This is a genomic window from Eubacterium callanderi (assembly GCF_900142645.1).
Lineage (GTDB): Bacteria > Bacillota > Clostridia > Eubacteriales > Eubacteriaceae > Eubacterium > Eubacterium callanderi.
In genome coordinates, this window is record NZ_FRBP01000018.1 from 63006 (window position 1) to 84581 (window position 21576).

Consider the following 21576-nt stretch of genomic DNA (forward strand, 5'->3'; position numbering starts at 1 on the left):
TCTTACTCCGTACAGACTATCAATTATGGAGGTCATTATGATCATTCTACAGACAAAACAGCTAAAAAAATATTACGGTACAGGTGAAACCACTGTAAAGGCTCTTGACAATGTGTCCCTTGAGATAGAAGAAGGCTCATTTTCAGCCATTGTCGGCACCTCAGGCAGTGGAAAATCCACGCTTTTACATATGCTCGGCGGACTGGACCGCCCTACATCAGGCTCCGTAATGGTGGATGGCAAAAACATCTTCGATTTGAAGGATGACGCCCTGACCATTTTCAGACGCCGCAAAATTGGATTTGTGTTTCAAAACTACAACCTGGTGCCAGTCCTCAATGTTTATGAAAATATCGTCCTGCCCATCGAGCTGGACGGCCATGCCGTTGATAAAAAATACGTAAGCAAAATCATTGATATCCTCGGGCTTAAAAGCAAGCTTTACAACCTTCCAAGCCAGCTTTCCGGCGGCCAGCAGCAGCGCGTCGCCATTGCCCGGGCCCTTGCCTCTAAGCCGGCCATTATCCTGGCCGACGAACCCACCGGTAATCTGGATTCCAAAACCAGTCTGGATGTTCTGGGTCTTTTAAAAATCACCAGCGAGCACTTTCATCAGACCATTGTGATGATCACCCACAATGAGGAAATCGCTCAGATGGCAGACCGGATCATCCACATCGAGGATGGTCAGATCACAGGTGGTGGCTGCTATGCTTAAGGTCAAAAATAAAAAAGCCGTGGACAGGATTGCCCTCAAGAGCTTTAAAGCCAATAAGCTCCGCAACCTCATCGCCATTGTGGCTATTGCCCTGACCACCATTCTGTTCACCACGCTTTTCACCATGGGCACCGGTGTCGTGGAAACCTTCCAGCAGCAGACCATCCGCCAGGCCGGCGGGGACGGGCACGCGGTTTTAAAGTACCTGAACGATGAAGAATTTGACAAAATCAAAAACCATCCTCTGATTAAGGAGATCAGCTACGACCGCCTGATGGCAGACTCAGTAGACAACCCAGAACTGCTGAAACGCCGGTCTGAGATGTGGTATAAAGACGATACAGGCTTAAAATTCGCAGGTATCCGCCTGACAGAAGGACAGAAGCCCCAGTCTGCCAATGAGATCATCACGGATACTAAAACCCTCGACATGCTGGGCCTGCCTCACGAGGTTGGCGCCACTGTTCCCCTGACTTACACCATCCAGGACCAGGTTTTTACCCGTAACTTTATTCTTTCTGGCTACTGGGAAAGCGACCCGGTTTTTAATGTCGGACAGATTTATGTCTCTCAGGCTTTTGTCTCTGAAAATGCTGATATTCTCAGCCAGGCTGACCCGGGAGACGGCCAGATGGCCGGAGTGGTAAATGCCTATATTCTGTTTAGAAACAGCTTTAATCTCGATGCCAAGCTTCATCAGGTGATCACCGAGAGTGGCTTCAACGCTTCGGATTCCGAAGCGCCTGACTACATTGCCTCCAATGTCAACTGGGCTTACCTGTCCTCAAACTTCTCATTAAGCCCTGCCACTGTTCTGGCAGCTTCATCTGCCATTATCCTTATTGTGTTCACAGGCTATCTGATTATTTACAATATTTTTCAGATATCCGTTATCCGGGATATTCGTTTTTATGGCCTGTTAAAAACCATTGGAACGACTGGGCGGCAGATTCGGCATATCCTTAACCGGCAGGCTGTTCTGCTTTCAGCCATCGGCATTCCTATTGGTCTGATTATTGGCTTTTTCACCGGGAAAGCCCTGATTCCCATTCTTTTATCGGCCAGTAACTACAGCGCGGACAACGGCGTTTATGTCTCACTGAACCCGCTGATTTTTATCGGCTCTGCCCTGTTTGCCATTGTGACAGTTTTCATCAGCACACGCAAGCCCGGGCGCATTGCCTCAAGAGTATCTCCCATTGAGGCGGTTCGTTATACCGAAGGTGGAAAAGAACGAAAAAAACAGAAAAAATCAACAGACGGCGGCAGGCTTTACCGCATGGCGCTTTCTAATCTCGGCCGCAGCCGGGGTAGAACGATCCTTGTAATCATTTCACTGTCTCTGAGCCTCGTGCTCCTGAACACGGTGTTCACGCTGTCCAGAGGGCTGGACATGGAAAAATACGTAAGCCGATGGGCCAACACAGACTTTGTTATTGCCCACGCTGATTATTTTAATTATGACTATACGGGCCCTGAGAACACTCTGTCTGATAGCTTTATCCAATTGGTCGAATCTCAGCCAGGCTTTGAAGCGGGCGGGCGGGTCTTTGGCGGAAAAAGTCAGAACATCAAAATGGACAATCCTCCCGGAGAAACCGAATACAGCAAAAATGGTGAGCAGGTCTTCGCCTCTGTATACGGTGTGGACCCTTTCGTGCTGGATAAACTCACGGTCTTAGAGGGAACTGCAGACGCTGAAAAGCTTGCTAGCGGAAACTACATCATTGCCGCTTATGAGTGTGACGATTACGGCAATCCCTATCCTTACAGTGCTCCTTTCAGCCTTGGCCAGCCCGTTACCCTGTATGACAAGAATGGTACGCCGCATACTTACGAGGTGCTGGCAAAATCCAAAGTAAACCTGAACGTGGCATCGGACCGAAGCAGCTGGGGCTACAACTTCTATCTCCCATCCGAGGTGTACAGCAGTCTTGACCCCGACCAGCCTCTGATGGAGTACACCTTTGACGTATCTGACAGCCTGGAGGGTGAAATGGAAGCCTTCCTGAAAAATTATACTGAAAAGAGCGAGCCCACAATGGACTACGAATCCCGCGAGCTCATTATCAACGAATTTGAGAGCATGCGGCAGATGATTCTGGTCATCGGCGGTATTCTGACTTTTATCATTGGTCTCATTGGTATCCTGAACTTTGTCAATTCCATTCTGACCAGTATTATTACCAGACGGCGGGAGTTCGCCATGCTTCAGAGCATTGGTATGACTGGAAGCCAGCTGACGAAAATGCTCTGTCTGGAGGGGCTTTACTATGCCCTTGGAACCATGCTGTTCTCTCTGGTTCTTGGCATTTTCTTCTCTGCCATTATCCTTCGTGGCGTTACTGCGTCCCTGTGGTTTTTCTCCTACCACTTTATCATTACACCGCTGCTCATCACCTACCCCATCCTTTTAGCCTTATCTGTGCTGATTCCGGTTATTTCTTACCGGAGCACCATCAAACAGAGTATTGTGGAACGTCTACGCGAAGCAGAATAAGAAAAAACAGAGGCTGATTTCAGTCTCTGTTTTTTTCTTGCTCTACTCTTGAATCCCCGGGATTTTCGGCAGGCTGTCAAAGCCTTTCTGCAGATCCTCATCGCTTGGGATATAGTCGTTCATTCTGCCTTCAAGGTAGGCTGAGTAGGCGGTCATATCAAAATAGCCGGTGCCGGTCAGGCCAAAGAGGATGGTCTTGGCTTCGCCGGTTTCCTTGCAGCGCAGGGCTTCATCCATGGCGGCGCGGATGGCGTGGGCAGATTCAGGCGCTGGCAGAATGGTTTCTTTTTTTGCAAAATAAACCGCTGCTTCAAACACGCGGGTCTGCTCTACAGAGGTGGCTTCCATATAGCCGTCGTGGTACAGCTTGGATAAAATCGGAGACATCCCGTGGTAGCGCAGGCCGCCGGCATGGTTGGCCGATGGAATAAAACCGCTGCCCAGGGTATACATCTTCGCCATCGGGGTGATCTTGCCTGTATCGCAGAAATCATAGGCGTAGCGGCCGCGGGTCAGCGACGGACAGGACGCGGGCTCGACGGCAATGATTCTGGGATCGGCTTTTCCGGTGAGCTTATCCTGCATAAACGGCGCTATAAGACCGCCAAGGTTCGAACCGCCGCCAGCGCAGCCAATGACAACATCGGGGTATTCTCCCAGAATCTCCATTGCCTTTTTGCTCTCGAGGCCGATGATGGACTGATGCAGCAGCACCTGATTGAGAACAGAGCCAAGCACATAGCGGCAGCCTTCGGTTTTGACTGCGGTTTCCACGGCCTCGGAGATGGCGCAGCCGAGGCTTCCGGTTGTTCCCGGGTTTTCCGCTAAAATTTTTCGGCCGATGTCGGTGGTTTCACTGGGGCTCGGCACTACTTTTCCGTCAAAGACCTGCATCACGGCTTTCCTGAAGGGCTTTTGTTCATAGGAAACCTTTACCATATACACGGTCAGGGGGATATCGAAATAAGAGCTTGCCTCTGAGAGGGCTGTTCCCCACTGGCCGGCTCCGGTCTCTGTTGTCAGGCTGGTCAGTCCCTGCTCCTTGGCGTAATACACCTGGGCGATGGCTGAGTTGAGCTTATGGCTGCCGGAGGTATTGTTGCCTTCAAATTTGTAGTAGATTTTGGCCGGGGTATCCAGCGCTTTTTCCAGGTTGTAGGCCCGGATCAGCGGGGATGGACGATAGATTCGATACATTTCCTGAACGGGTTCTGGAATATCGAAATACCGGGTTTCACCATCCATTTCCTGGTGCGCCAGCTTTTCACAGAATACAGGATACAGGTCGGACTCCACCGCGGGCTGCATGGTGCCTGGGTTGATCAGAGGGTCTGGCTGCTCCTTCATATCTGCCCGCAGGTTATACCACTGCTTTGGCAGATCCTCTTCACTTAAATAGAAACGGTAAGGTATTTTTGCCATTGTTCTTTCTCCTTCTGTATGTTAATTTTGCCCAAATAATCAAAAAAAGACTTTTGTCCCATGCTAAGGGACAAAAGTCTGTAACTTCTGCGATACCACCCAAATTGATGCACTGCCTTACAGCACACCCACTCATTTTACATACCATCATATGCACCCCGCTGATAACGGATGGGGCTCCCGTCGGCGCCTACTCCCTCATGGTTTCAGACCGCACTCCCAAGTCCATTCAGTAATTTCTGTGCTGCCGCATTTCCACCTGCCGCGGCTCTCTGGATACACCCGTCATTACCTACTTCTCTCGTTCGTCGTTTTGATTATTCTGGATTGGTGCTATTCTATAATAAATCCAAGCTTCTGTCAAGCTAAATTTAGGCTTATTTGCCGTTTCTATTTTTATGGTTTATAATAAAACCACTCCACCGGAAAGGAAAATTGATTATGTTCACACTTCACGAAGACGAAAAAGCGTACCGTCACGGCGATCACGGGCCAAAATACCTGATGATGGGTCCGACCTCAAATTTTGGTATTGTCAAGCTGCTGCCTGGCAATGTGGTGTCCCCCCATTACCATAAGATTATGGAAGAAAACTTTTATATACTGAAAGGGACTGTCTCCATGACCGTAAATGATGTTGAAAGCACCTACTCGGCTGGTGATTTTATTCATCTGGAGCCGGGAGAAATCCACCGTCTTGAAAATAAGGGCACTGAAACGGTTCGTTTTGTGGTTACCACCAGCCCCTGGATGGACCATGCCGATAAAATTGAAGTATAGAGAGCCCAGAAGAACGTTCAGAGGGAAGATGCGGCGAAACACCGCATCTTCTCTTTTTGCTTACTGCAGCTTTTGTACTGGAAATAAAATCCCTGTTTCCAGCTCCTCCTCATCTTTAACCATATCCACATCCTTCAGGTAGCGTTCGACCGAGGGGCCGGTTACCTTATATTCAGGGTGCTCGGCCAGCCACGAGCAGATCGCGTCATAAGCGTTGTGCAGGCCCTCAAAGGGGCCGATATGTGTAGTGGCAACACACAGGCGCGCCGGTATGACTTTAACGTCCGGGTGTTCACCGCTTACTTCTACCTGAGCCTCGATATCCATACTTTCATAGCTGAATTCCTCACCCAGATAAACCTGCTGCGCTGCGCCGCAGCGCGTAAGCCCCAGCTCATCGACTTTTTTATACAGCTCCTCAAACAGGTCTCCGGTTTCGCTGATGTTAATTTTCCGGCGGATACCGTAAACCCGCTGTGCTGGTGTTTCCATTACAATAACGTGATACTGGTCCTTTAACAAATTGCATTTTTCCATTTTCATCATGGCGTCCTCCATCTGACGGAGCTTTTTTCTGAGGGTATATATTTCATCATAGGCCGCCAACCGCCTGCGGTGGAGTCTTACAGCCAGCTCCTGCCCGGACAGAGTGAGCAGCTCGCCGATTTCAGACAGGGCGAAGCCGTAGTCCTTCAGTGTCTCAATCTCCGCCAGGGTTTCCAGCTGCGCGGCTTCGTAATAACGGTAGCCATTTTCACCAATACGGGTGGGCCGAAGCAACCCCATGGCGTCATAATACCGGAGCATACGCGGTGAAATACGCCCCAGCTTTGAAAATTCTCCAATGGTGAACATCCTTACCTCCTGTGTCATTCATTTTCTGAACCGGTTCATCTGTAGTTTATACCTTGACATGATGACAAGGTCAAGCCATTTTTTATTTTATCATCGAACACTTAAGTTATTTCAGGTATAATGGACTCACTACAACAGGAGGAACACCATGCAGCAGCCTGAAAAACGGCCGGAATTATCCATTCTGGCCCACACCCCCACACATCTCTACATCGCGCCTCATCCACTACTAAGGCCTTATATCGCGCATTACACCTTTTGCGCCCAGGGAGCACAGCCCAAAAGCCACCTTCCTGAAAAGCTGACGCTGATTCCCGATGCCAGCGGCTGTGTTGTCTTTTCTTATGACGGCAGAGCCCTGTCCGGCTGTTTCTGGGGCCCTACCACCAAAACGGTGGTGGTTTTCGGCGATGCTGAAAACATCCCCCTGCGTTTTTTTATCGAGTTCCTTCCCGGCGGCGCGAACCGGCTTCTGGGGCTGAACCTCAAGGATTTTACAGACCGCAGGGAACCGCTTGATCTCGTGTGTCCTTCCCTGAGCATTGGGATAAAGAATGCCTTTGAGCAAAGCCAAAGGGTGGCTTACCTCAGCAATGCGATTGACACACTGCTTCTGACCGCCTTAGCGGAAATGCCCGGCAATCCCCGGCCCCTTTCGCCCATTCTGAAGCATGTCAGCTGCCAGTCCACGGTCAGCACTGCGGCTGAAAAAATCGGATATTCCGAACGCCACCTCCAGCGTCTCATAACAGAAGCTCTGGGAATGCGCTATAAAACTTTTACCCGGCTGACCCGCATCAACCTCGCCATGCAGCGCATGGAAAAAGATCCAGTCGCTTTCACAAAGCTCGCGCACGCGCTGGGCTACTATGACCAATCGCATTTCAACCATGATTTTAAGGCAGTCTGCGGTATATCACCGACAAAATACTATGCTCACATGTCGGATTTTTACAATGAATCCTACAAGTTTTAGTTTATAGTAACAGAACAAAGAGGTGATGCTCGTGAAAAGTGATTTACAAACCATTCCCGGCGTTGGACCAAATATGGAGAGGCATCTTCTGGAGCTTGGCTACAGCACGGTCAATTCGCTGAAGGGGGCGGACCCTGAGGCGATGTATCGCAGAGAATGCCGGCAGAGGGGTGAGCAGCTGGACCGATGTGTTCTCTATGTTTACCGGCTGGCGGTTTACTTCGCTGAGAATACCGAGCATGAGCCTGAAAAACTAAAATGGTGGAACTGGAAAGATTGACACCACCGGTAAAGGAGATTATATGAAATATAATGCATTCATGCTTGTCGTATCCGATATGGAAAAATCCCGCGCTTTTTATGAAAAGCTTCTGGGGCTCAAGGTTGCCATGGATCTGGGCGTCAATGTCAGCTATGACTGCGGCGTGGCTCTCCAGACAAAGGAAACCTGGCTGGAATTCATCGACAAACCGGAAAATGCTGTCTGCTTTGGCGGCAATGATAAGGAGCTGTACTTTGAAGAGGATGATCTGGACGGATTTCTCAAGGTTCTGGAAAGCTGGGGCGCCGCGCTGGTACGGCCAATGTTTACCCAGGCGTGGGGACAGCGGGTGATCCGCTTTTATGACCCTGATCACCACATTATCGAGGTTGGAGAGCCTCTCTCATTGGTGATCAAGCGGTTTTTATCCCAGGGGTTAAGCATTGAGGCGACCGCCGAGCGCACCATGTGCCCGCTTCCCTATGTCCAATTCCTGGCCAAAGAGCTGGCGGAGGAAATAAATGAATAACGCTTCATGGATCGACGCCTATTGTCTGGATAAAAAGGGTGTCGAGAAGGTCTGGCAGGCCGAATGGAAGGCGATGAAATATCTGCTTCATGGAAAAATGTTCGCCTATATGGGGGAGCATAAAACCGGTGATCCCATCGTCACCATGAAACTGCCGCCTGAGGAGGGACTGACTCTCCGGGCCGCTTATCCCGGCACGGTTATTCCCGGCTATTATATGAATAAAGTTCACTGGAACACGCTCTACCTCGAAGGCGGCGTGCCAGAGGACACGGTTCAAAAAATGCTCGACAGCGCCTACGAGACAGTCCTCAAAAGCCTTCCCAAAAAAGCACAGCGCGAAATTATCGAAGCTTAAAGAAAAAGGAGAGGCTGCGGCGTTTTGCCGCAGCCTCTCCTTTTAATCTCTAAAGCAATCCCTTTAACCTACCGGGTATCCTCCACTGGCTTAAACAGGTGGATGGTGCCCGTTTCGTTCAGATGGCACAGCAGTGAGAGCACGATCGGAAAACCGAAAAGCCCTACAACGCCAAAAAGCTGCAGACCCACAAACATGCTGGCCAACGTAATCACCGGATGAAGGCCGATCTGGCTTCCCACAATTTTCGGTTCAATAATGTTTCGTACCACTGTGATCACCAGATAGACCAGCAGCAGCCCCAATGCCAGCGGATAGTTCCCCTGCAGGGCTGTAATCACAGTCCAGGGGATCATGATACCACCTGTGCCCAGTACCGGAAGAATATCGAACACCGCAATGACAAAGGCGATGATCAGAGCATTGTCGACACCGATGAGGGTCAGGCCAATAACGAGCTCAACAAAGGTAATGCTCATGATGAGCGCATAGGAGCGGATACACACAAAGAGTGTTCCCACCACGTATTCCTTGATCTGAACAAAAACTGTCCTGGTCTTTCCATTTAACTGGTGCATGACAAAGCCTGTCAGACGGTCATAGTCGATGGCGATAAAAAAGGTGGAAATAATGAGTAACAGCAGCTTGATAAAAAGCCCGGGCAGCGAAGACGCAATATCCGATACGGTGCCCATAGCCCCCATGGACAAGCTGGAAACCATCTGCCCCAGAGACTGCACCAGACGGTTAAACATCTCCTCAAGGGCTGCTACCAGGGCGGGATCCATCCTGAGCACTGACTGCTCTACCCCGTCAAAAATCCCCATGAGCACTGGCTCCACATGGAGGGCATAAATCTGGGGCAAATTAAAAATCAGCTCTCTGGAAGCCGCAAATGCCTTAACCCCGAGGAGTGAAATGAGCGTGCCGATGGTACCGTAAAAGACAAGCACCACCACAATCGCCGATATTTTCCCGTTCAGGCGCAGTTTTCCGGACAACAGGCGGATTGGCCCTTTCAGCAGATAGGCCAGAGCGAAGCCGATGATAAAAGGAGCCAGCAACGGCATGGCATATTTGAGTACCGCAAAGCACAGAAGCGCAAGAATGGCAAAATACATAAAATCAATGATAAAAGCCCGCCGTTTTTCAGTTTCCATATTAATCCTTACCTCGCATAAGCTTCCTGTTCCATATCGACCGTTGTTTTGGAGGCGCTGGCCTGCACCAGCACCTTGCCGATGCTCAGGATATGATCGCCGATGCTCTCAATATCCATAAGTATTTCGGAATAAATCACACAGGCTTCGTCCGAACAGAGGCCTTTTCGCATCCGGGCAATCTGGTTTCTCTGGTAATCAAGCGTCAAATCATCCATTCTCTGTTCATAATCGGCAATTTCAGTCAGCCTCTTTTCAGTAATGGCCTCCAGCCGGCTGAGTGAGTCCAGCACGCCAATGCTGACCTGCTGAAGCGACCGCATTTCTTCCTGGGCCTCCTCTGTAAATCCGATATGTTTTTCCTCCAGAAGCCTGGCCTGTTCACTGATATTGACCGCATGGTCCCCCACGCGCTCAAGGCTGCCGCAGATTTTGAAAAACGCGGAAACCAGAACCCCATCTTCTTCATTGAGCTCATAGGTTATGACATGCGAAATGTACCTGGAAATCTCGGTATTCAGATAATTGACATACTCTTCTGATTTTGCCACATCCTCTGTATAGCGGCTGCTTTTTTCCAAAACCCCTTGAAATGCCTGTTCCAGGTTCTCTGTGACCATTTTCGCCATGCGCCGCAGTTCACGCCACACACCGTTCACGATAATGGCAGAGGTACCCATCTGGTATTCCAGCGAAGCCTCAACAGGCTTGATGTATAAAAGCTGGTGCTCGCCGCTTTTTTCTGAAGGGCGCTCGGGCAGAATTCTGACCGCCGCCTTTGCCAGGAGCGTGCCAAAGGGCAGCAGCATCAGCGTTGTCGCAATATTGAACAGTGTGTGCATATTGGCGATCTGGGCTGCTGGATTTGCCGGAGACAGGGACTCGACAAAGGCCGTAAGCGGCGTCAGCATGCAAATGACTGTAAAAACAACCGTTCCAATGATGTTAAACAGTAAATGGATGACTGTGGTGCGCTTGGCGTTGCGGCTGGTGCCAATGGACGCCAGCACCGCGGTAATACAGGTCCCGATATTCTGTCCAAACAGCACATACACCGCACTTGGCAGGCCGATTACGCCGCTGACGGCCAGCGCCTGCAAAATTCCGACTGAAGCGGATGAAGACTGAATCGCAGCGGTAAAAACAGCCCCTGCCAGAATCCCGAGGGCCGGGTTCGAAAACCGGGTCATCAGATTGACAAAGGCCGGTGAGTCACGAAGCGGCATCATCGCTGTACTCATCATATCCATACCGATGAACAAAATCCCCAGTCCGGCGACAATCAGGCCCCAGTGGTGCAGCTTAACCTTTTTGGTAAAAACCACCAATGCCACGCCGCAAAAAGCGAACAGCGGCGCCAGCGCCCCCACATCGAGCGCGATGAGCTGGCCCGTAATCGTCGTACCAATATTGGCGCCCATAATGATCCAGACCGCCTGAATCAGAGTCATCATCCCTGAGTTCACAAAGCCAACAACCATGACGGTTGTGGCGGATGAAGACTGAATGACCGCCGTGATGGCCGCCCCAACGGCCACTCCCAGAAACCGGTTGGCGGTCAGCCGCTCCAGTATCTGCTTCATACGATTGCCCGCAGCCGCTTCAAGACCCGAGCTCATCATCTGCATTCCGTACAGAAACAGGGCTAACCCTCCGAGTAAACCCAAAACATCAGTAACACCCATAACTTTTCACTTTCCTCCTACCAGATGAACCACCGTCACGCAAAAAGACACACCCCGTATCCCTGAGGGTACAGGCTGCGTCTCACCTATTCTCAATGCGGATATTGTCTATAAAGACAAGGGCAACAACGGCATTGTTCATCATCATTTCTCCAAACAATCTGTTGATGTCATTATAAAAGAGTGACTGCCAAAACACAATAGACTGCCGAAGATTTAACAAACATTTAACAATTCACGCTTGACATTCATATAAGAGGACCGCGGCATTCTGGTTTTGCTTTTTGTCCTTTAACTGGTACAATAAAGACAACCGATACATCGAGGAGGTATCCAATGTTCAGCACCCTTTATCTCAGTGGCTTTTCCATTGACCGGAATGATCCGGCCTACACTCAGAGCTATCTTTCCAACCTGCCAGTCATTCAGCAGCTTGAGCCCTTTTTCTTTGAAAAGAACGTCACTTTTTTCTGCGGCGAAAACGGTACCGGCAAATCTACCCTGCTGGAGGCACTGGCGGTGAAGTATGGCTTTAACCCAGAGGGCGGGTCAAAGAATTTTGATTTTCATTCCCACGATACCCACTCCGTCCTGTATCAGTTCATCAATCTGACCAAGGGCCTCGCCCTTCCCAAAGACAATTTCTTTCTAAGAGCTGAGAGCTTTTACAATGTTGCGGCAGAAATTGACCGGATGGAGAATGAACCCGAAGGGACTGGCCTGTACAAAAGCTACGGCGGTCGCTCTCTTCATGCCCAGTCCCACGGCGAAAGCTTTCTGGCACTGGTCCAGAGCCGCTTCCGAGGCAAGGGACTTTATATTCTAGACGAGCCCGAGGCCGCCCTGTCCGCCTCACGCCAGATGACACTGTTATCCCTGATCCACAACCTGGCACGGGACGGCTCCCAGTTTATTGTCGCGACCCACTCTCCCATTCTGCTGGCCTGCCCCAAGGCAGATATTTATGTTTTATCCCCCGATGGCCGTCTGTCCCTGACCTCCTACAGAGATACCGAGCCCTATTGCCTGACCAAAATGTTCCTCGATGACCCTGAACGGTTGCTGCACTATTTACTGGACTGAAAAACTTTATTTTCTTCCTTGACTCTGCCATTATGTGAGGGATTATACTAAGGATGAGCTCAAGAAAACCAACTTTGAAAGGAGATGGGAATATGCTGAAAATTGGAAAATTTTCTAAACTTTGCCACGTCAGCGTCCGAATGCTGCGCCATTTTGAGGAGATGGGGCTTCTGCTTCCAGAACGGGTTGACCCCTTTACCGGCTACCGTTACTACACAGCTTCTCAGCTGACGACTGTCAGCACCATTGTCTCTCTGCAGCGCATGGGCCTGAGCCTGACAGCCATCGGTGAAATTCTTGAAAGCAGCAGCACTTCCCAGGCTCTTGAAACGCACATTGAAGCCTGCTACCAGAAGAAGCTGAAGGAAGCTGAAAAACTGCAGGTTCAGCTCTGGCAGCTGAAAGCCGCTGGTGAAAGGCTTCGCAGAAAGGAAGAAATCATGAAAAATTATATCGTTGTTGCAAAAGAATTACCCTCCTGTCAGGTTGCAAGCCTGCGTGATACCCTGAGTACCTACACTGAAGAAGGCCGCCTCTGGGAAAAGCTGCACGCTGAAATCGCACCCCAGCATCCCAAGTTCGCCACCCCGCCCTTCAGCACCGCGACCTACCACGATGCAGAATACAATGAAGCCAACCCGGATGTAGAAGTTCAGGTGTCTGTCATTGGCAGCTACCAGGATACCGGGCACGTCTATTTTAAAAAACTGCCCGCCCGCCTGGTGGCAAGCGTCACTTTCACTGGCGCCTATGACCAGATCACCGATGTCAACATCACAGCCATGAGGTGGATTGAGGAAAACGGCTACCGAACCAACGGCACCATGTTCAATGTCTACCATGTGGGGCCTGGCGATACCAGCGAGCCTGAAAAATGGGTAACAGAATGCTGCTTCCCCATTGCCGCCAAATAAGCGAAACGCCATCTAACGGAGAAATTCGTCAGATGGCATTTTAAATTTAGATAATAATTTGCTTTTGAAGATAGAGCAAATCCAAATGATAGACATCCTCTGAGACAATATGCTGCTGGCTGCACCATTTTTCGAGATCCTCTGCGCTTAAAAGTAACAAATTAGGCAGCTGCGGATCAAACTCTATTTTTAACTGGGTGCCGAGCGTGACGGCAAAATGAAATTTCTTAAAGCGCTCCGGCTTTTTCTTCCGCGTCATACGGGCTGTCTGAAGTTCTGCGTAAATCCACGGTGTTTCTTCAACGGTTCCCTCCTTCTTCAGCGAATGATATGGGTTCAGGAAAATCACACACTCACACTGGGCGATCATCTTGCCCAAGGCCATGTGCAGGACAGGGTAGACATGGCCGGGCGCAAATCCCCCGGCTACCAGCTCGTCTGCTGCCTTCCAGATCCACGAATCCACAAAGACTGAAACTCCCAGCTCTTTCTGAAGCCAGCGCTCAAGCCTGGACGCCAAAGGCCCATCTGCCAGAGCGTGGGATAAAAACACCTGGAATTTGAGCTCTGGAAACCACTCGGAAAGCAGAGCCTCGCCGTCAAAAGCGGCCCCCATTCCGAGGTATTTTTTCAGTTCCTCCACAACTTTCGCCTGATTCACACTTTCATCCGCATCTGAGCATGGCGCTCCCTTTTCCAGCCGGGCCATCTCTTTTTCATCCATTGTTAAGTTAAACGCTGTAAACATCTCGTACCTCATTTCAAAATAAAATCGCTTGAATTTTTGTTAAAACAAAATATCCGGTGCCGTTGCAATGGTTTACGTTTCTTGTAAATCAATTATATCGGATTCATTTCCTTTTGTAAAATAGATTTGCAGATATATTTTGACAAAAAAATCCCGGTTTTGTTGCCCCATTCGCATACAAAACCGGGTAAATCATATCGAATTATTCCTCTTCTTGTTCTTCATTAAGAACATCCAGTACAATTTTATCCTCTTCCTCTGCTTCTGGATGGCGCGGAGGCTGCGGATGCTCTGGATCATGGGGGCCGGGGCCGTGATGAGGACCGTGCGGGCCGCCAAAGTGCTCATGATGAGGGCCATGATGCGGGCCATGGGGACCTCCGTGCGGTAAATGAGGATGCGGCGGGGCAAGCGGTGGCATTTCTTCATCCATATCCGCTACTTTATCTTCCAGTGAGGTGATCAGCTTATCGAAAAGCACCGTGAGGGTTTCTTTTTCTTCTTCCGATAAAACATCAAAAAGAAAATCTGCGGATTCATCCTTTCGGCTTTTGATGGTTTCTGCCAGCGCTCTTCCTTCCTCTGTCAGATAAACGTTCCTGTTTCGCTTGTCCTCTTCATTTCTTTGGCGTTCCACCAGCCCGTTCCGTTCAAGCTTGATGATCAGCTCGCTCAGAGACGCCGGGCGTATGCCGGACTGCTCAGTCAGCAGCTTCTGGCTGACGCCGTCATTTTCAGCCAGCATCACAAGCACTTTTCCCTGTCCGTGGTGTGGGTCTTCCTTTGGCCCTCTCGGCGCAAAGCGGCGCATTCCCTGGTGCATTAAAACCTGGTATTTTCTGAACTGTTCCATTAATTTTTCATTGAGTTCGTTCATTTTTTATCTCCTTTTCGATTCGTGAAGCGAGGGCGTTCCGCCGCCGCTTCTTTTATTCAGGTACCTTATGATTGAATTTTACACCCTTTCCACACATTTGTCAAGGTACCTTATTAATTTTTTTAAAGTTTTGTTGCATGGCACCGTTCCAAAGTGTAAAATAAGGGTATTCCATTAAGAAAAGTAAGAAAAGGAGCAAATGATGTTACAGCAAGGTACCAAGGCCCCGGATTTCACACTGCCTGATAAAGACAAACATCCGGTCAGCCTTTCTGATTTTAAAGGAAAAAAGGTTATTCTTTATTTTTATCCCAAGGACAATACAAAGGGCTGCACCACCCAGGCCTGCACTTTCCGGGACGCGTATTCTGAATTTGAGGCTCTGGGCGCGGTTGTCATTGGCGTCAGCAAGGACAGCACCCGCTCGCACACCAATTTTGCCTCGAAGTATGAGCTGCCCTTTCTGCTGCTCTCCGACCCGGAAACCGAGGTTATCCAGGCCTATGATGTATGGAAGGAAAAGAAAATGTACGGCAAAACCTATATGGGCATTGTGCGCACCACCTACATCATTGACGAAGCTGGTATGATCGAAAAGGTTTATGAAAAAGTAAAGCCCGCCGAAAACGCCGACCAGATTCTGGAGCATTTAAAGGGCGAGGCATAATCAAATAAAGGCAGCCTTGAGGATTATTGATAGTCCAGGCTGCCTTTATCTGGTTTTTAAGCAGGATGGGACAGTGTTCAGCCTGTATCCGGACAAGGGTGCCGCCATCAAAAAAACAAGAGACAGCTCCGCTGCTGCGATGCTGTCTCAACACTCAGACTGCCATATTTTCCCGCTCTCTAGCAGTTTCCTGACATCCCGGCTGTTCTGGCAGAAAAAAACCTTTTCGGGATAAGCTTCCTGAAGACTGCGGTACCAGTCCCTGTGGCGTTTACTGCGCCCGTCCTTTAAAATCCACTTGGCGAAGGCATAGTCAAATTTTTCCTCACAGCCCTCCGCCATGCTCTCCCGGACCTGGTTCCTGGATTTGAGGTAGCGCAGACAGGCTCTCGGAAAGCAGACCCGCCTCGGCAGGCAGAGCATCATGATCTTATCCGCCGCAGCCATGCGAAGCCCGCAGTGGAGATCGCCGTAGTTGCCGTCGATGATCCAGTCGTCCTGAGCCATAAAGGCTGTGACCACCGCCCTCGCTTCTGCGCGGTCCCGCTCCTGCCAGCCTGGAAGGAAGTTGACCTTATCCAGATGGAGCACCGGATACCCGGTCTCCTCCCCCAGATGTTTAGCAAGCGTCGACTTGCCTGATCCGCTGTAACCAATCACTGCGATTTTCATCGTGCTTTATTCTTAAACAGCACCATGGAGGACAGCGCCATGGACAGCATCAGCAGCATGGGCATCGTAGCTGTCAGGGCATCTTCCACTATCCCAGTTTCCGGTGTTTCCCCGGCCGCTTCGCTGGGCTTGGCAGGCGCCGCCAGAGTGCGGAACTCAATTTCGAGGCCATAGTGCACGCCCGATTCGGTCTTGACATAGGCCATGGCGGTGTAAGCCGTATCCGGAATCAGCGTATCCAGCGTATAGCCGAACTTGGTGACGCTGTTGTCGCCATGCATTACCACTTTTTTATAGTCTTCATCGCCAGTTTCGGCTGGCTTATAGGCAAAGCCGCGTTCGGTAATGTCTGCACCATCGGTATAATATACCCCTCTCAAAATAGCGGAGGTATCGGTAATGGTATCGGCCGGGCTCGTCGTCACGGTGATGGTCTCCTCGGCAAAAACTGATACGCAAAAGCAGGCCATCAAAACCAGCAGTGTGCATAAAAATGAAACGCTCTTTTCTCGCATCCTCGACTCTCCTCTTTAAAATTTTATATCTTCATTATAGCATAAAACAAGGCTTCTGTCCTTAGCCGATGTGCATGGCTGCGATCAGTGTTACCATAATCACAATGCTGACCAAAATAGACACCGAGCCCGCAAAGCTGGAAAGGCCCGCGTCACCCCCGCATTTTTCTGTAAATACCGGCGACAGTACTGTGATCGGCGAAAAGAGCAAAATGACCAGTACTTGCCGCAGCGGCAGGTAGAAATAGGACATTATACCCCGGCATATTCAGGGTATACAGCGCCTTTTTTTCCCTGCCTTTGCGTATACTGATCACAAAGCCCACAAGATACATCCCCACATTGCAGAAAAACCTAAACAGCACCAGGGTAAAGAGTGTGCCGCTTTTCTCAGAAACGCAGAATCCTGTCACAATGGCTGACGTCAGGGTAATATTCAGCATAATCTTGGTGACAGTATCCATTGCGCTCTCCCTAGAATAAATGCGGCTGCTTTTAGTAATATGGATGTCATTAACGCTGCCGCCTTTTCCGCCGCCCATTTCGCACAGTGCTCACATTGATCGTATGGCTCAGAGACTCGTAAAAAATCTGAGTCTCACGGGTAAAGACAGAGATGAGCAGCTGAACGATGAAAACAGCAAAGACCAAACCAAAGGCCAGGGCGATCACCATGAGGATGGTATGGGCGGTCCCGGTGTACAGGGGCAGGAGCTCATAGACCTTCATGGCGATAAAGGGGGCTGGTATGACCAAGAGATACTGAAGGCCGTAGCGCAGGATGTACTGGAAAAGCTTTGGCGGGCGTTTATTTTCGGACATGAGCCGGATACCAACCAAAAATTTTCCAATGGTCCTTCCCCGGGTCAGCCACGGTAACAGAATGAAATACAGGACAATAACAATGATGTAAAGCACCACCGAGCGTTTGCCGTCCATTGCCAGCATATCGCTTAAGGTCGGGCTGCCAAACACCCGCCCGGCAAGGTGCAGAACCCCGGTGAGAATGGCCCAGTCAAAGAGAAAGGCAAAGCCCCGCCGCATATAGGTAACGGTGCGTCCCCGCTTGTAGGATACCTCGTCCAGCCGGTCCCGCGAGGGCAGAAAAAAGCTGAAAACCGGTGTGATCCAGAAACCCACCAGAGCGCCGAAGGTGTTGTTGATCAGGTCATCCACCTGAAACAGGCGGTAGGGCCTTGGATATATCCCAAACAGGGCGCTCAGCTGGATCAGCTCAAAGGACAGGCTCACCAGAAAACCGATGAGGATGGCCTGCCACCAGCTTCGCCTGAAATAATACCGCAGGTAGACGCCCAGGGGCACCAACAGCAGGATATTAAAAAAAGGCTCGTAAAAGCACTGCTCTTTCATCGCTCCAAGATAGGTGCTGGGGTCTGAGAGGACCAGGCTGGTGTTTTCCCAGAAGTTTGTCCAGGCATGGAAGGGCACCAGATCCATGGTTGGGCTGGTATAGCGGGCGACCTCCGCGATGGGCGGCAGCGGCAGCATGGTCAGAAAATAGGCGCAGGTCATATATAGAATGAACGAATAGACGATCACGACTCTGAGCACCAGCAACGAACCGTATTTCCGATATTGATAAACAGCGTAGGGAATGGTAAAAAACGCTGCCAGGACCGGAAACACCAGACAGGCAAATTTTATGGGAAGTGTGTATGCACTCAGCAATTAAATCACCCCTTTTTTACTTTTTAGCATTTTTTTCAATTTTATCGGTTATCCTGCTTAGTATAGCATAGTTTCTTAAAAAATTGCATAGAATCTTATTTTTATACCCTGTGAAAACGCCTGCGAATCTTTTTATTGACAAATTTAACTTTAAACTATAATATATGTACTGTAAACATATTTTAGACTACAACAAATGAAAGGCGGCCTTTGCCATGTATATTGATCAGGTTCTAAAATTCGCAGATATTTTAATCGACTATGTGCGGCATGTGACCACTGAAATTGATGCCCTGTTCGCCGACGTGCTGAGCGATAACGGGCTGACAATTCTGCAAAGCCGTGTCCTGACAGAGGTCAAGCACGCGAATACCATCACCATTGGTGCCCTGGCCGATACCTTGAAGCTTAACAAGGCCAATGTTTCCAACATGTGTAAAAAACTGGCTCAGGCCGGCTTTTTGAACCGTTTCAGGGATAAAAATGATGAACGGGTCGTCCTTGTCTCGCTGACGGAGAAGGGACAGGAAACGCTGAAGGAAATCGACCAGGTGATCCAGAGCCGCTATGCTCAGGTAATGGAAAATACCCCTCCGGAGGATTTTGAGGCCCTGCAAACCGGAATGGACACCATCGAGGCCCTGCTTGCGCGCATGCACGAGGCCAATCAGAATAGTAAAAAAGAGGAGCATGCAGATGAATAAAGAAAAAATTGCCGTGCTGACGGATTCCTGCGCGGATATCCCAGAGACATTGATTAAAAAGCACGACTTGCACATTCTGCCGCTGAAAATCATCTTCAGCGGCAAAGCCTATACTGACGGGGTGGACATCACAGCCGCCCAGGTTTATGACAAACTCCCATCGGAGATCCCAAAGACTTCCCTCCCGTCTCCAGATGAGGTTCGCACACTTTTTCAGAAAATTTACGACAAGGGATACCGCAAGGTTTTCGCCATTATTTTTTCCAGCGGTCTGAGCGGTACTTTTAACCTTGTGCGGCTGATTGGCGGTGAGTTTGAGGGCCTGAACGTGCACGCGGTGGATACCCTGAGCGGAAGCCTGGGCACTGGCGCCATCGCTGTGCACACTGCGGAGCTCATTGAGGCGGGCCGGAGCTTTGAGGAAATCAAGACCATCCTGCCCCGCCTCATCGCCAACACCAAAGTCTTTTTCAGCATTGACACTCTGGAGTACCTGCAGAAGGGCGGCCGCATCGGCCTGATTACAGCCATGACCGGCACGCTGCTCAATGTGAAGCCCATCATCACCTTCAGTGATGATGGCCAGCTGATGAGCGTGGCCAAGGTGCGCGGGCGCCGGAAATCCATCCAAAAGATGATCGACCTGGCGAAATCCCACGCTCCGGAGGGGGCGCGTTATATCCTCATGGTCGCAAACGGCGGCTGTCCGGATGAGATGGACGCCGTCAAGGCCCACTACACCAGAGTGCTGCCGAACTTTGAAAACCTGTATGAGGGCGAGGTCGACTGTACCCTGGGCACCCATGTGGGCCCAAACCTGCTGGGCGCCGGGATATTGGTGCTGGGAGAAAATGATTAAAAAGAAGATGCGGCAAAACGCCGCATCTTCTTTTTTCGTTCTTTTTATTTTCGGTGGTAAATTTCGTGCAGCCTGCTGTAGAGCCCTGACAGGCAGCCGTAAATGTTTTTAAACACCTCGTGATAGAGCTCTTTATAGATTTTATACTGCTCCATATCTGGGGTAAAAACGTCCTTTTTGTGCACCATGGCGGCCACAGCCTCATGGTAGTCCTTAAAGGCGCCGAGGCCCACAAAGGCGGCTTCGGCGCAGCCGATGCCTGCCACCTCGTGGGTCTGGGTGCGGACTGCGGAAATGCCGAACATATCGGCTGTGATCTGGCAGATCTCATCACTCTGGGAACCGCCGCCGCCCAGGTAGATTTCCTCAAAGCAGTGACCTGCCCGTTTTTCCATGAGGCGCATGCCGTCCATAAGTGCGAAGTTGATGCCCTCGATGATGGCTCTGTAAATATGAATACGGGTATGGCAGTCTGAAAAGCCAATGACCGCGCCCCGGGCGGTGGGCATGGTGACATTGGGGGTAAAATAGGGCTGGAACAGCAAGCCCTCGCAGCCGGGCGGTATCTCTTTAAGGCGCCGGTTCAGCAGTTCCTCGGCCGGGACGCCCAGCTCTCTGGCCTGGCGCACCTCTTTTTCGGCAAACTCCTGCTTAAACCAGGAGATGAGCCAGTAGCCCCGGAATATCTCGATCTCTGGGGTGAAATTCCCCGGGATAATGGAGGGATAAGGCGGGATGAAGCGCTCTGGCTCCAGATAACGGTCGATGGTAAAAGTGATCATGGCGGTGGTGCCCAGGCCGATGGCGGCCTTTTCCTTCGTGGTGCAGCCCAGGCCCAGCACCTCGCAGGCCTTGTCGGAGCCGGAGGCGATAAGGGGCAGCCCCTCGGCAAGGCCAGTGTCCCCGGCGGCCTTTGGGGTGATTTTCCCCAGCACCTCGCCCGATTCCACGATGGGGCAGAGCTTTTCGGCTTCGACGTCAAAGATGGGGCGGGTCAGAGCGCCCTTTTTCTGCCACCCCCGCTGCTGGGTGTCAAAGGGGATGTGCCCCACCTGGCTGGCAGCCGTGTCAGCCATATTGCCGGTGAGGCGGTAGATCAGGTAGCCGCTGAGCAGCAGATACTGGTGGGTCTTTTCCCAGATTTCCGGCTCGTTCTCGGCTATCCAGTTGCAGTGGGATTTCTGGTATTGGAGTTTGGCGGTGGCATCCATCCCAACGGCCTTAAAAAGCACCTTTGAGAGCTGCGGCAATTTGGGCGCGCCGCTCGCCAGGCGTTTGTCCAGCCACAGGATTGCCGGCCGCAGGGGCTTTCCATCGCTGTCCACGCACACCACAGTATCCCGGATGGTGGTGATGGAAACGCCCTCGATCCGGTCCCAAAGGGATGGGCAGCTCCCCCTCAGCTGCCTTGCCACCTCACAGATATTCTGGTAATACAGCTCCGGGTCCCGCTCGGCAAAGTCGGGCTCCTTTGAGACATAGGGCGGCTCGTGCCGGATCTGGCTTTTCCCCAGGATTTCGCCCCGGTCATTTACAAGCTCCGCCCTGGAGCTCTGGGTGCCAACGTCAAACACAAGTACAATTCGGTCATTCATGCTTGCCT

The 21576-nt window shown here is 50.7% G+C and carries 23 protein-coding genes and 1 other annotated feature; of the genes, 12 read left to right on the top strand and 11 right to left on the bottom strand.

Annotated elements, in window-relative coordinates:
- The first annotated feature begins 37 nt into the window (after positions 1-37).
- Both BUC22_RS20100 and BUC22_RS20105 read left to right on the top strand, forming a co-directional pair.
- On the top strand, positions 38-718 hold the full coding sequence (locus tag BUC22_RS20100) for an ABC transporter ATP-binding protein (RefSeq protein WP_013381291.1): 681 nt from the start codon (positions 38-40) through the stop codon (positions 716-718).
- The gene (locus tag BUC22_RS20105; RefSeq protein ID WP_013381292.1) at positions 711-3218 is read left to right on the top strand and encodes an ABC transporter permease; all 2508 of its coding nucleotides are present in this window, start codon (positions 711-713) and stop codon (positions 3216-3218) included. The genes BUC22_RS20100 and BUC22_RS20105 overlap by 8 nt, the downstream gene beginning before the upstream one ends.
- 42 nt (positions 3219-3260) lie before the next feature.
- Here the strand turns inward: BUC22_RS20105 and BUC22_RS20110 are convergent, their stop codons facing one another.
- Entirely contained in the window at positions 3261-4640 is a 1380-nt protein-coding gene (locus tag BUC22_RS20110) for a TrpB-like pyridoxal phosphate-dependent enzyme (protein ID WP_013381293.1), read from the bottom strand.
- A gap of 63 nt (positions 4641-4703) precedes the next feature.
- Positions 4704-4958 (bottom strand) — a binding site (T-box leader).
- 123 nt (positions 4959-5081) lie between these two features.
- Between BUC22_RS20110 and BUC22_RS20115 the strand changes: the two genes are divergently transcribed.
- Positions 5082-5420, top strand: coding sequence for a cupin domain-containing protein (locus BUC22_RS20115; protein WP_013381294.1), 339 nt, complete (start codon positions 5082-5084; stop codon positions 5418-5420).
- A gap of 60 nt (positions 5421-5480) precedes the next feature.
- Here the strand turns inward: BUC22_RS20115 and BUC22_RS20120 are convergent, their stop codons facing one another.
- On the bottom strand, positions 5481-6275 hold the full coding sequence (locus BUC22_RS20120; protein WP_013381295.1) for a MerR family transcriptional regulator: 795 nt from the start codon (positions 6273-6275) through the stop codon (positions 5481-5483).
- 148 nt (positions 6276-6423) lie between these two features.
- On the opposite strand from BUC22_RS20120, the gene BUC22_RS20125 reads away from it, so the two are divergent.
- Genes BUC22_RS20125 through BUC22_RS20140 form a run of 4 tightly spaced genes read left to right on the top strand, consistent with a single transcriptional unit; the run spans position 6424 to position 8400 of the window.
- Positions 6424-7251, top strand: a complete 828-nt coding sequence (locus BUC22_RS20125; protein ID WP_013381296.1) for a helix-turn-helix domain-containing protein — start codon at positions 6424-6426, stop codon at positions 7249-7251.
- Between the two features lie 25 nt (positions 7252-7276).
- Positions 7277-7531, top strand: coding sequence for a helix-hairpin-helix domain-containing protein (locus tag BUC22_RS20130; RefSeq protein WP_041689898.1), 255 nt, complete (start codon positions 7277-7279; stop codon positions 7529-7531).
- A gap of 22 nt (positions 7532-7553) precedes the next feature.
- Positions 7554-8042, top strand: a complete 489-nt coding sequence (locus BUC22_RS20135) for a VOC family protein (protein WP_013381298.1) — start codon at positions 7554-7556, stop codon at positions 8040-8042.
- Positions 8035-8400, top strand: a complete 366-nt coding sequence (locus BUC22_RS20140; RefSeq protein ID WP_013381299.1) for an MmcQ/YjbR family DNA-binding protein — start codon at positions 8035-8037, stop codon at positions 8398-8400. The genes BUC22_RS20135 and BUC22_RS20140 overlap by 8 nt, the downstream gene beginning before the upstream one ends.
- Positions 8401-8468: 68 nt before the next feature.
- On the opposite strand, the gene ytvI is transcribed toward BUC22_RS20140, so the two are convergent.
- Complete coding sequence (ytvI, locus tag BUC22_RS20145) at positions 8469-9560, bottom strand: sporulation integral membrane protein YtvI (protein WP_013381300.1); 1092 nt, start codon at positions 9558-9560, stop codon at positions 8469-8471.
- A gap of 8 nt (positions 9561-9568) precedes the next feature.
- A complete protein-coding gene (locus BUC22_RS20150) occupies positions 9569-11245 on the bottom strand; it encodes a Na/Pi cotransporter family protein (RefSeq protein ID WP_073383573.1) in 1677 nt (558 codons plus the stop codon).
- 336 nt (positions 11246-11581) lie between these two features.
- On the opposite strand from BUC22_RS20150, the gene BUC22_RS20155 reads away from it, so the two are divergent.
- Both BUC22_RS20155 and BUC22_RS20160 read left to right on the top strand, forming a co-directional pair.
- The gene (locus BUC22_RS20155; protein ID WP_013381303.1) at positions 11582-12328 is read left to right on the top strand and encodes an AAA family ATPase; all 747 of its coding nucleotides are present in this window, start codon (positions 11582-11584) and stop codon (positions 12326-12328) included.
- A gap of 92 nt (positions 12329-12420) precedes the next feature.
- Complete coding sequence (locus BUC22_RS20160) at positions 12421-13242, top strand: MerR family transcriptional regulator (RefSeq protein WP_013381304.1); 822 nt, start codon at positions 12421-12423, stop codon at positions 13240-13242.
- Positions 13243-13288: 46 nt separating this feature from the next.
- On the opposite strand, the gene BUC22_RS20165 is transcribed toward BUC22_RS20160, so the two are convergent.
- Both BUC22_RS20165 and BUC22_RS20170 read right to left on the bottom strand, forming a co-directional pair.
- Positions 13289-13990 carry a toll/interleukin-1 receptor domain-containing protein gene (locus BUC22_RS20165; RefSeq protein WP_013381305.1) on the bottom strand — a complete coding sequence of 234 codons (702 nt, stop codon included), beginning with the start codon at positions 13988-13990 and terminating at the stop codon, positions 13289-13291.
- 202 nt (positions 13991-14192) lie between these two features.
- Positions 14193-14867 carry a MarR family winged helix-turn-helix transcriptional regulator gene (locus tag BUC22_RS20170; RefSeq protein WP_013381306.1) on the bottom strand — a complete coding sequence of 225 codons (675 nt, stop codon included), beginning with the start codon at positions 14865-14867 and terminating at the stop codon, positions 14193-14195.
- A 202-nt stretch (positions 14868-15069) separates the two neighbouring features.
- On the opposite strand from BUC22_RS20170, the gene bcp reads away from it, so the two are divergent.
- Complete coding sequence (bcp, locus tag BUC22_RS20175) at positions 15070-15534, top strand: thioredoxin-dependent thiol peroxidase (RefSeq protein WP_013381307.1); 465 nt, start codon at positions 15070-15072, stop codon at positions 15532-15534.
- A 147-nt stretch (positions 15535-15681) separates the two neighbouring features.
- On the opposite strand, the gene BUC22_RS20180 is transcribed toward bcp, so the two are convergent.
- The 4 genes from BUC22_RS20180 to BUC22_RS20195 all read right to left on the bottom strand — a co-directional run bounded on the left by BUC22_RS20180 (position 15682) and on the right by BUC22_RS20195 (position 18410).
- Positions 15682-16206, bottom strand: coding sequence for a P-loop NTPase family protein (locus BUC22_RS20180; RefSeq protein WP_013381308.1), 525 nt, complete (start codon positions 16204-16206; stop codon positions 15682-15684).
- Positions 16203-16721, bottom strand: a complete 519-nt coding sequence (locus BUC22_RS20185) for a hypothetical protein (RefSeq protein WP_013381309.1) — start codon at positions 16719-16721, stop codon at positions 16203-16205. Before BUC22_RS20185 ends, BUC22_RS20180 begins: the two co-directional genes overlap by 4 nt.
- A 61-nt stretch (positions 16722-16782) precedes the next feature.
- Positions 16783-16974, bottom strand: coding sequence for a hypothetical protein (locus BUC22_RS21605; RefSeq protein ID WP_123876079.1), 192 nt, complete (start codon positions 16972-16974; stop codon positions 16783-16785).
- Positions 16975-17234: 260 nt separating this feature from the next.
- Entirely contained in the window at positions 17235-18410 is a 1176-nt protein-coding gene (locus BUC22_RS20195; RefSeq protein WP_013381311.1) for a VanZ family protein, read from the bottom strand.
- 215 nt (positions 18411-18625) lie between these two features.
- Between BUC22_RS20195 and BUC22_RS20200 the strand changes: the two genes are divergently transcribed.
- Together BUC22_RS20200 and BUC22_RS20205 are read left to right on the top strand one after the other, a co-directional pair.
- Positions 18626-19114, top strand: a complete 489-nt coding sequence (locus BUC22_RS20200) for a MarR family winged helix-turn-helix transcriptional regulator (RefSeq protein ID WP_013381313.1) — start codon at positions 18626-18628, stop codon at positions 19112-19114.
- Positions 19107-19973 carry a DegV family protein gene (locus tag BUC22_RS20205; protein ID WP_073383575.1) on the top strand — a complete coding sequence of 289 codons (867 nt, stop codon included), beginning with the start codon at positions 19107-19109 and terminating at the stop codon, positions 19971-19973. The genes BUC22_RS20200 and BUC22_RS20205 overlap by 8 nt, the downstream gene beginning before the upstream one ends.
- A gap of 44 nt (positions 19974-20017) precedes the next feature.
- Here the strand turns inward: BUC22_RS20205 and BUC22_RS20210 are convergent, their stop codons facing one another.
- A complete protein-coding gene (locus tag BUC22_RS20210; protein WP_013381315.1) occupies positions 20018-21568 on the bottom strand; it encodes an FGGY-family carbohydrate kinase in 1551 nt (516 codons plus the stop codon).
- Positions 21569-21576 lie beyond the last annotated feature (8 nt).

Bases quoted from the DNA above. Each gene is read 5' to 3' on its own strand.
- BUC22_RS20130 (WP_041689898.1), top strand. From the start codon at position 7,277: ATGCTCGTGAAAAGTGATTTACAAACCATTCCCGGCGTTGGACCAAAT.
- BUC22_RS20180 (WP_013381308.1), bottom strand. From the start codon at position 16,206: ATGAAAATCGCAGTGATTGGTTACAGCGGATCAGGCAAGTCGACGCTT.
- bcp (WP_013381307.1), top strand. From the start codon at position 15,070: ATGTTACAGCAAGGTACCAAGGCCCCGGATTTCACACTGCCTGATAAA.
- BUC22_RS20105 (WP_013381292.1), top strand. From the start codon at position 711: ATGCTTAAGGTCAAAAATAAAAAAGCCGTGGACAGGATTGCCCTCAAG.
- BUC22_RS20205 (WP_073383575.1), top strand. From the start codon at position 19,107: ATGAATAAAGAAAAAATTGCCGTGCTGACGGATTCCTGCGCGGATATC.
- BUC22_RS20150 (WP_073383573.1), bottom strand. From the start codon at position 11,245: ATGGGTGTTACTGATGTTTTGGGTTTACTCGGAGGGTTAGCCCTGTTT.
- BUC22_RS20110 (WP_013381293.1), bottom strand. From the start codon at position 4,640: ATGGCAAAAATACCTTACCGTTTCTATTTAAGTGAAGAGGATCTGCCA.
- BUC22_RS20200 (WP_013381313.1), top strand. From the start codon at position 18,626: ATGTATATTGATCAGGTTCTAAAATTCGCAGATATTTTAATCGACTAT.
- BUC22_RS20120 (WP_013381295.1), bottom strand. From the start codon at position 6,275: ATGTTCACCATTGGAGAATTTTCAAAGCTGGGGCGTATTTCACCGCGT.
- BUC22_RS20100 (WP_013381291.1), top strand. From the start codon at position 38: ATGATCATTCTACAGACAAAACAGCTAAAAAAATATTACGGTACAGGT.
- BUC22_RS20165 (WP_013381305.1), bottom strand. From the start codon at position 13,990: ATGTTTACAGCGTTTAACTTAACAATGGATGAAAAAGAGATGGCCCGG.
- ytvI (WP_013381300.1), bottom strand. From the start codon at position 9,560: ATGGAAACTGAAAAACGGCGGGCTTTTATCATTGATTTTATGTATTTT.
- BUC22_RS20125 (WP_013381296.1), top strand. From the start codon at position 6,424: ATGCAGCAGCCTGAAAAACGGCCGGAATTATCCATTCTGGCCCACACC.
- BUC22_RS20140 (WP_013381299.1), top strand. From the start codon at position 8,035: ATGAATAACGCTTCATGGATCGACGCCTATTGTCTGGATAAAAAGGGT.
- BUC22_RS20155 (WP_013381303.1), top strand. From the start codon at position 11,582: ATGTTCAGCACCCTTTATCTCAGTGGCTTTTCCATTGACCGGAATGAT.
- BUC22_RS21605 (WP_123876079.1), bottom strand. From the start codon at position 16,974: ATGTCCTATTTCTACCTGCCGCTGCGGCAAGTACTGGTCATTTTGCTC.
- BUC22_RS20115 (WP_013381294.1), top strand. From the start codon at position 5,082: ATGTTCACACTTCACGAAGACGAAAAAGCGTACCGTCACGGCGATCAC.
- BUC22_RS20185 (WP_013381309.1), bottom strand. From the start codon at position 16,721: ATGCGAGAAAAGAGCGTTTCATTTTTATGCACACTGCTGGTTTTGATG.
- BUC22_RS20135 (WP_013381298.1), top strand. From the start codon at position 7,554: ATGAAATATAATGCATTCATGCTTGTCGTATCCGATATGGAAAAATCC.
- BUC22_RS20160 (WP_013381304.1), top strand. From the start codon at position 12,421: ATGCTGAAAATTGGAAAATTTTCTAAACTTTGCCACGTCAGCGTCCGA.
- BUC22_RS20170 (WP_013381306.1), bottom strand. From the start codon at position 14,867: ATGAACGAACTCAATGAAAAATTAATGGAACAGTTCAGAAAATACCAG.
- BUC22_RS20210 (WP_013381315.1), bottom strand. From the start codon at position 21,568: ATGAATGACCGAATTGTACTTGTGTTTGACGTTGGCACCCAGAGCTCC.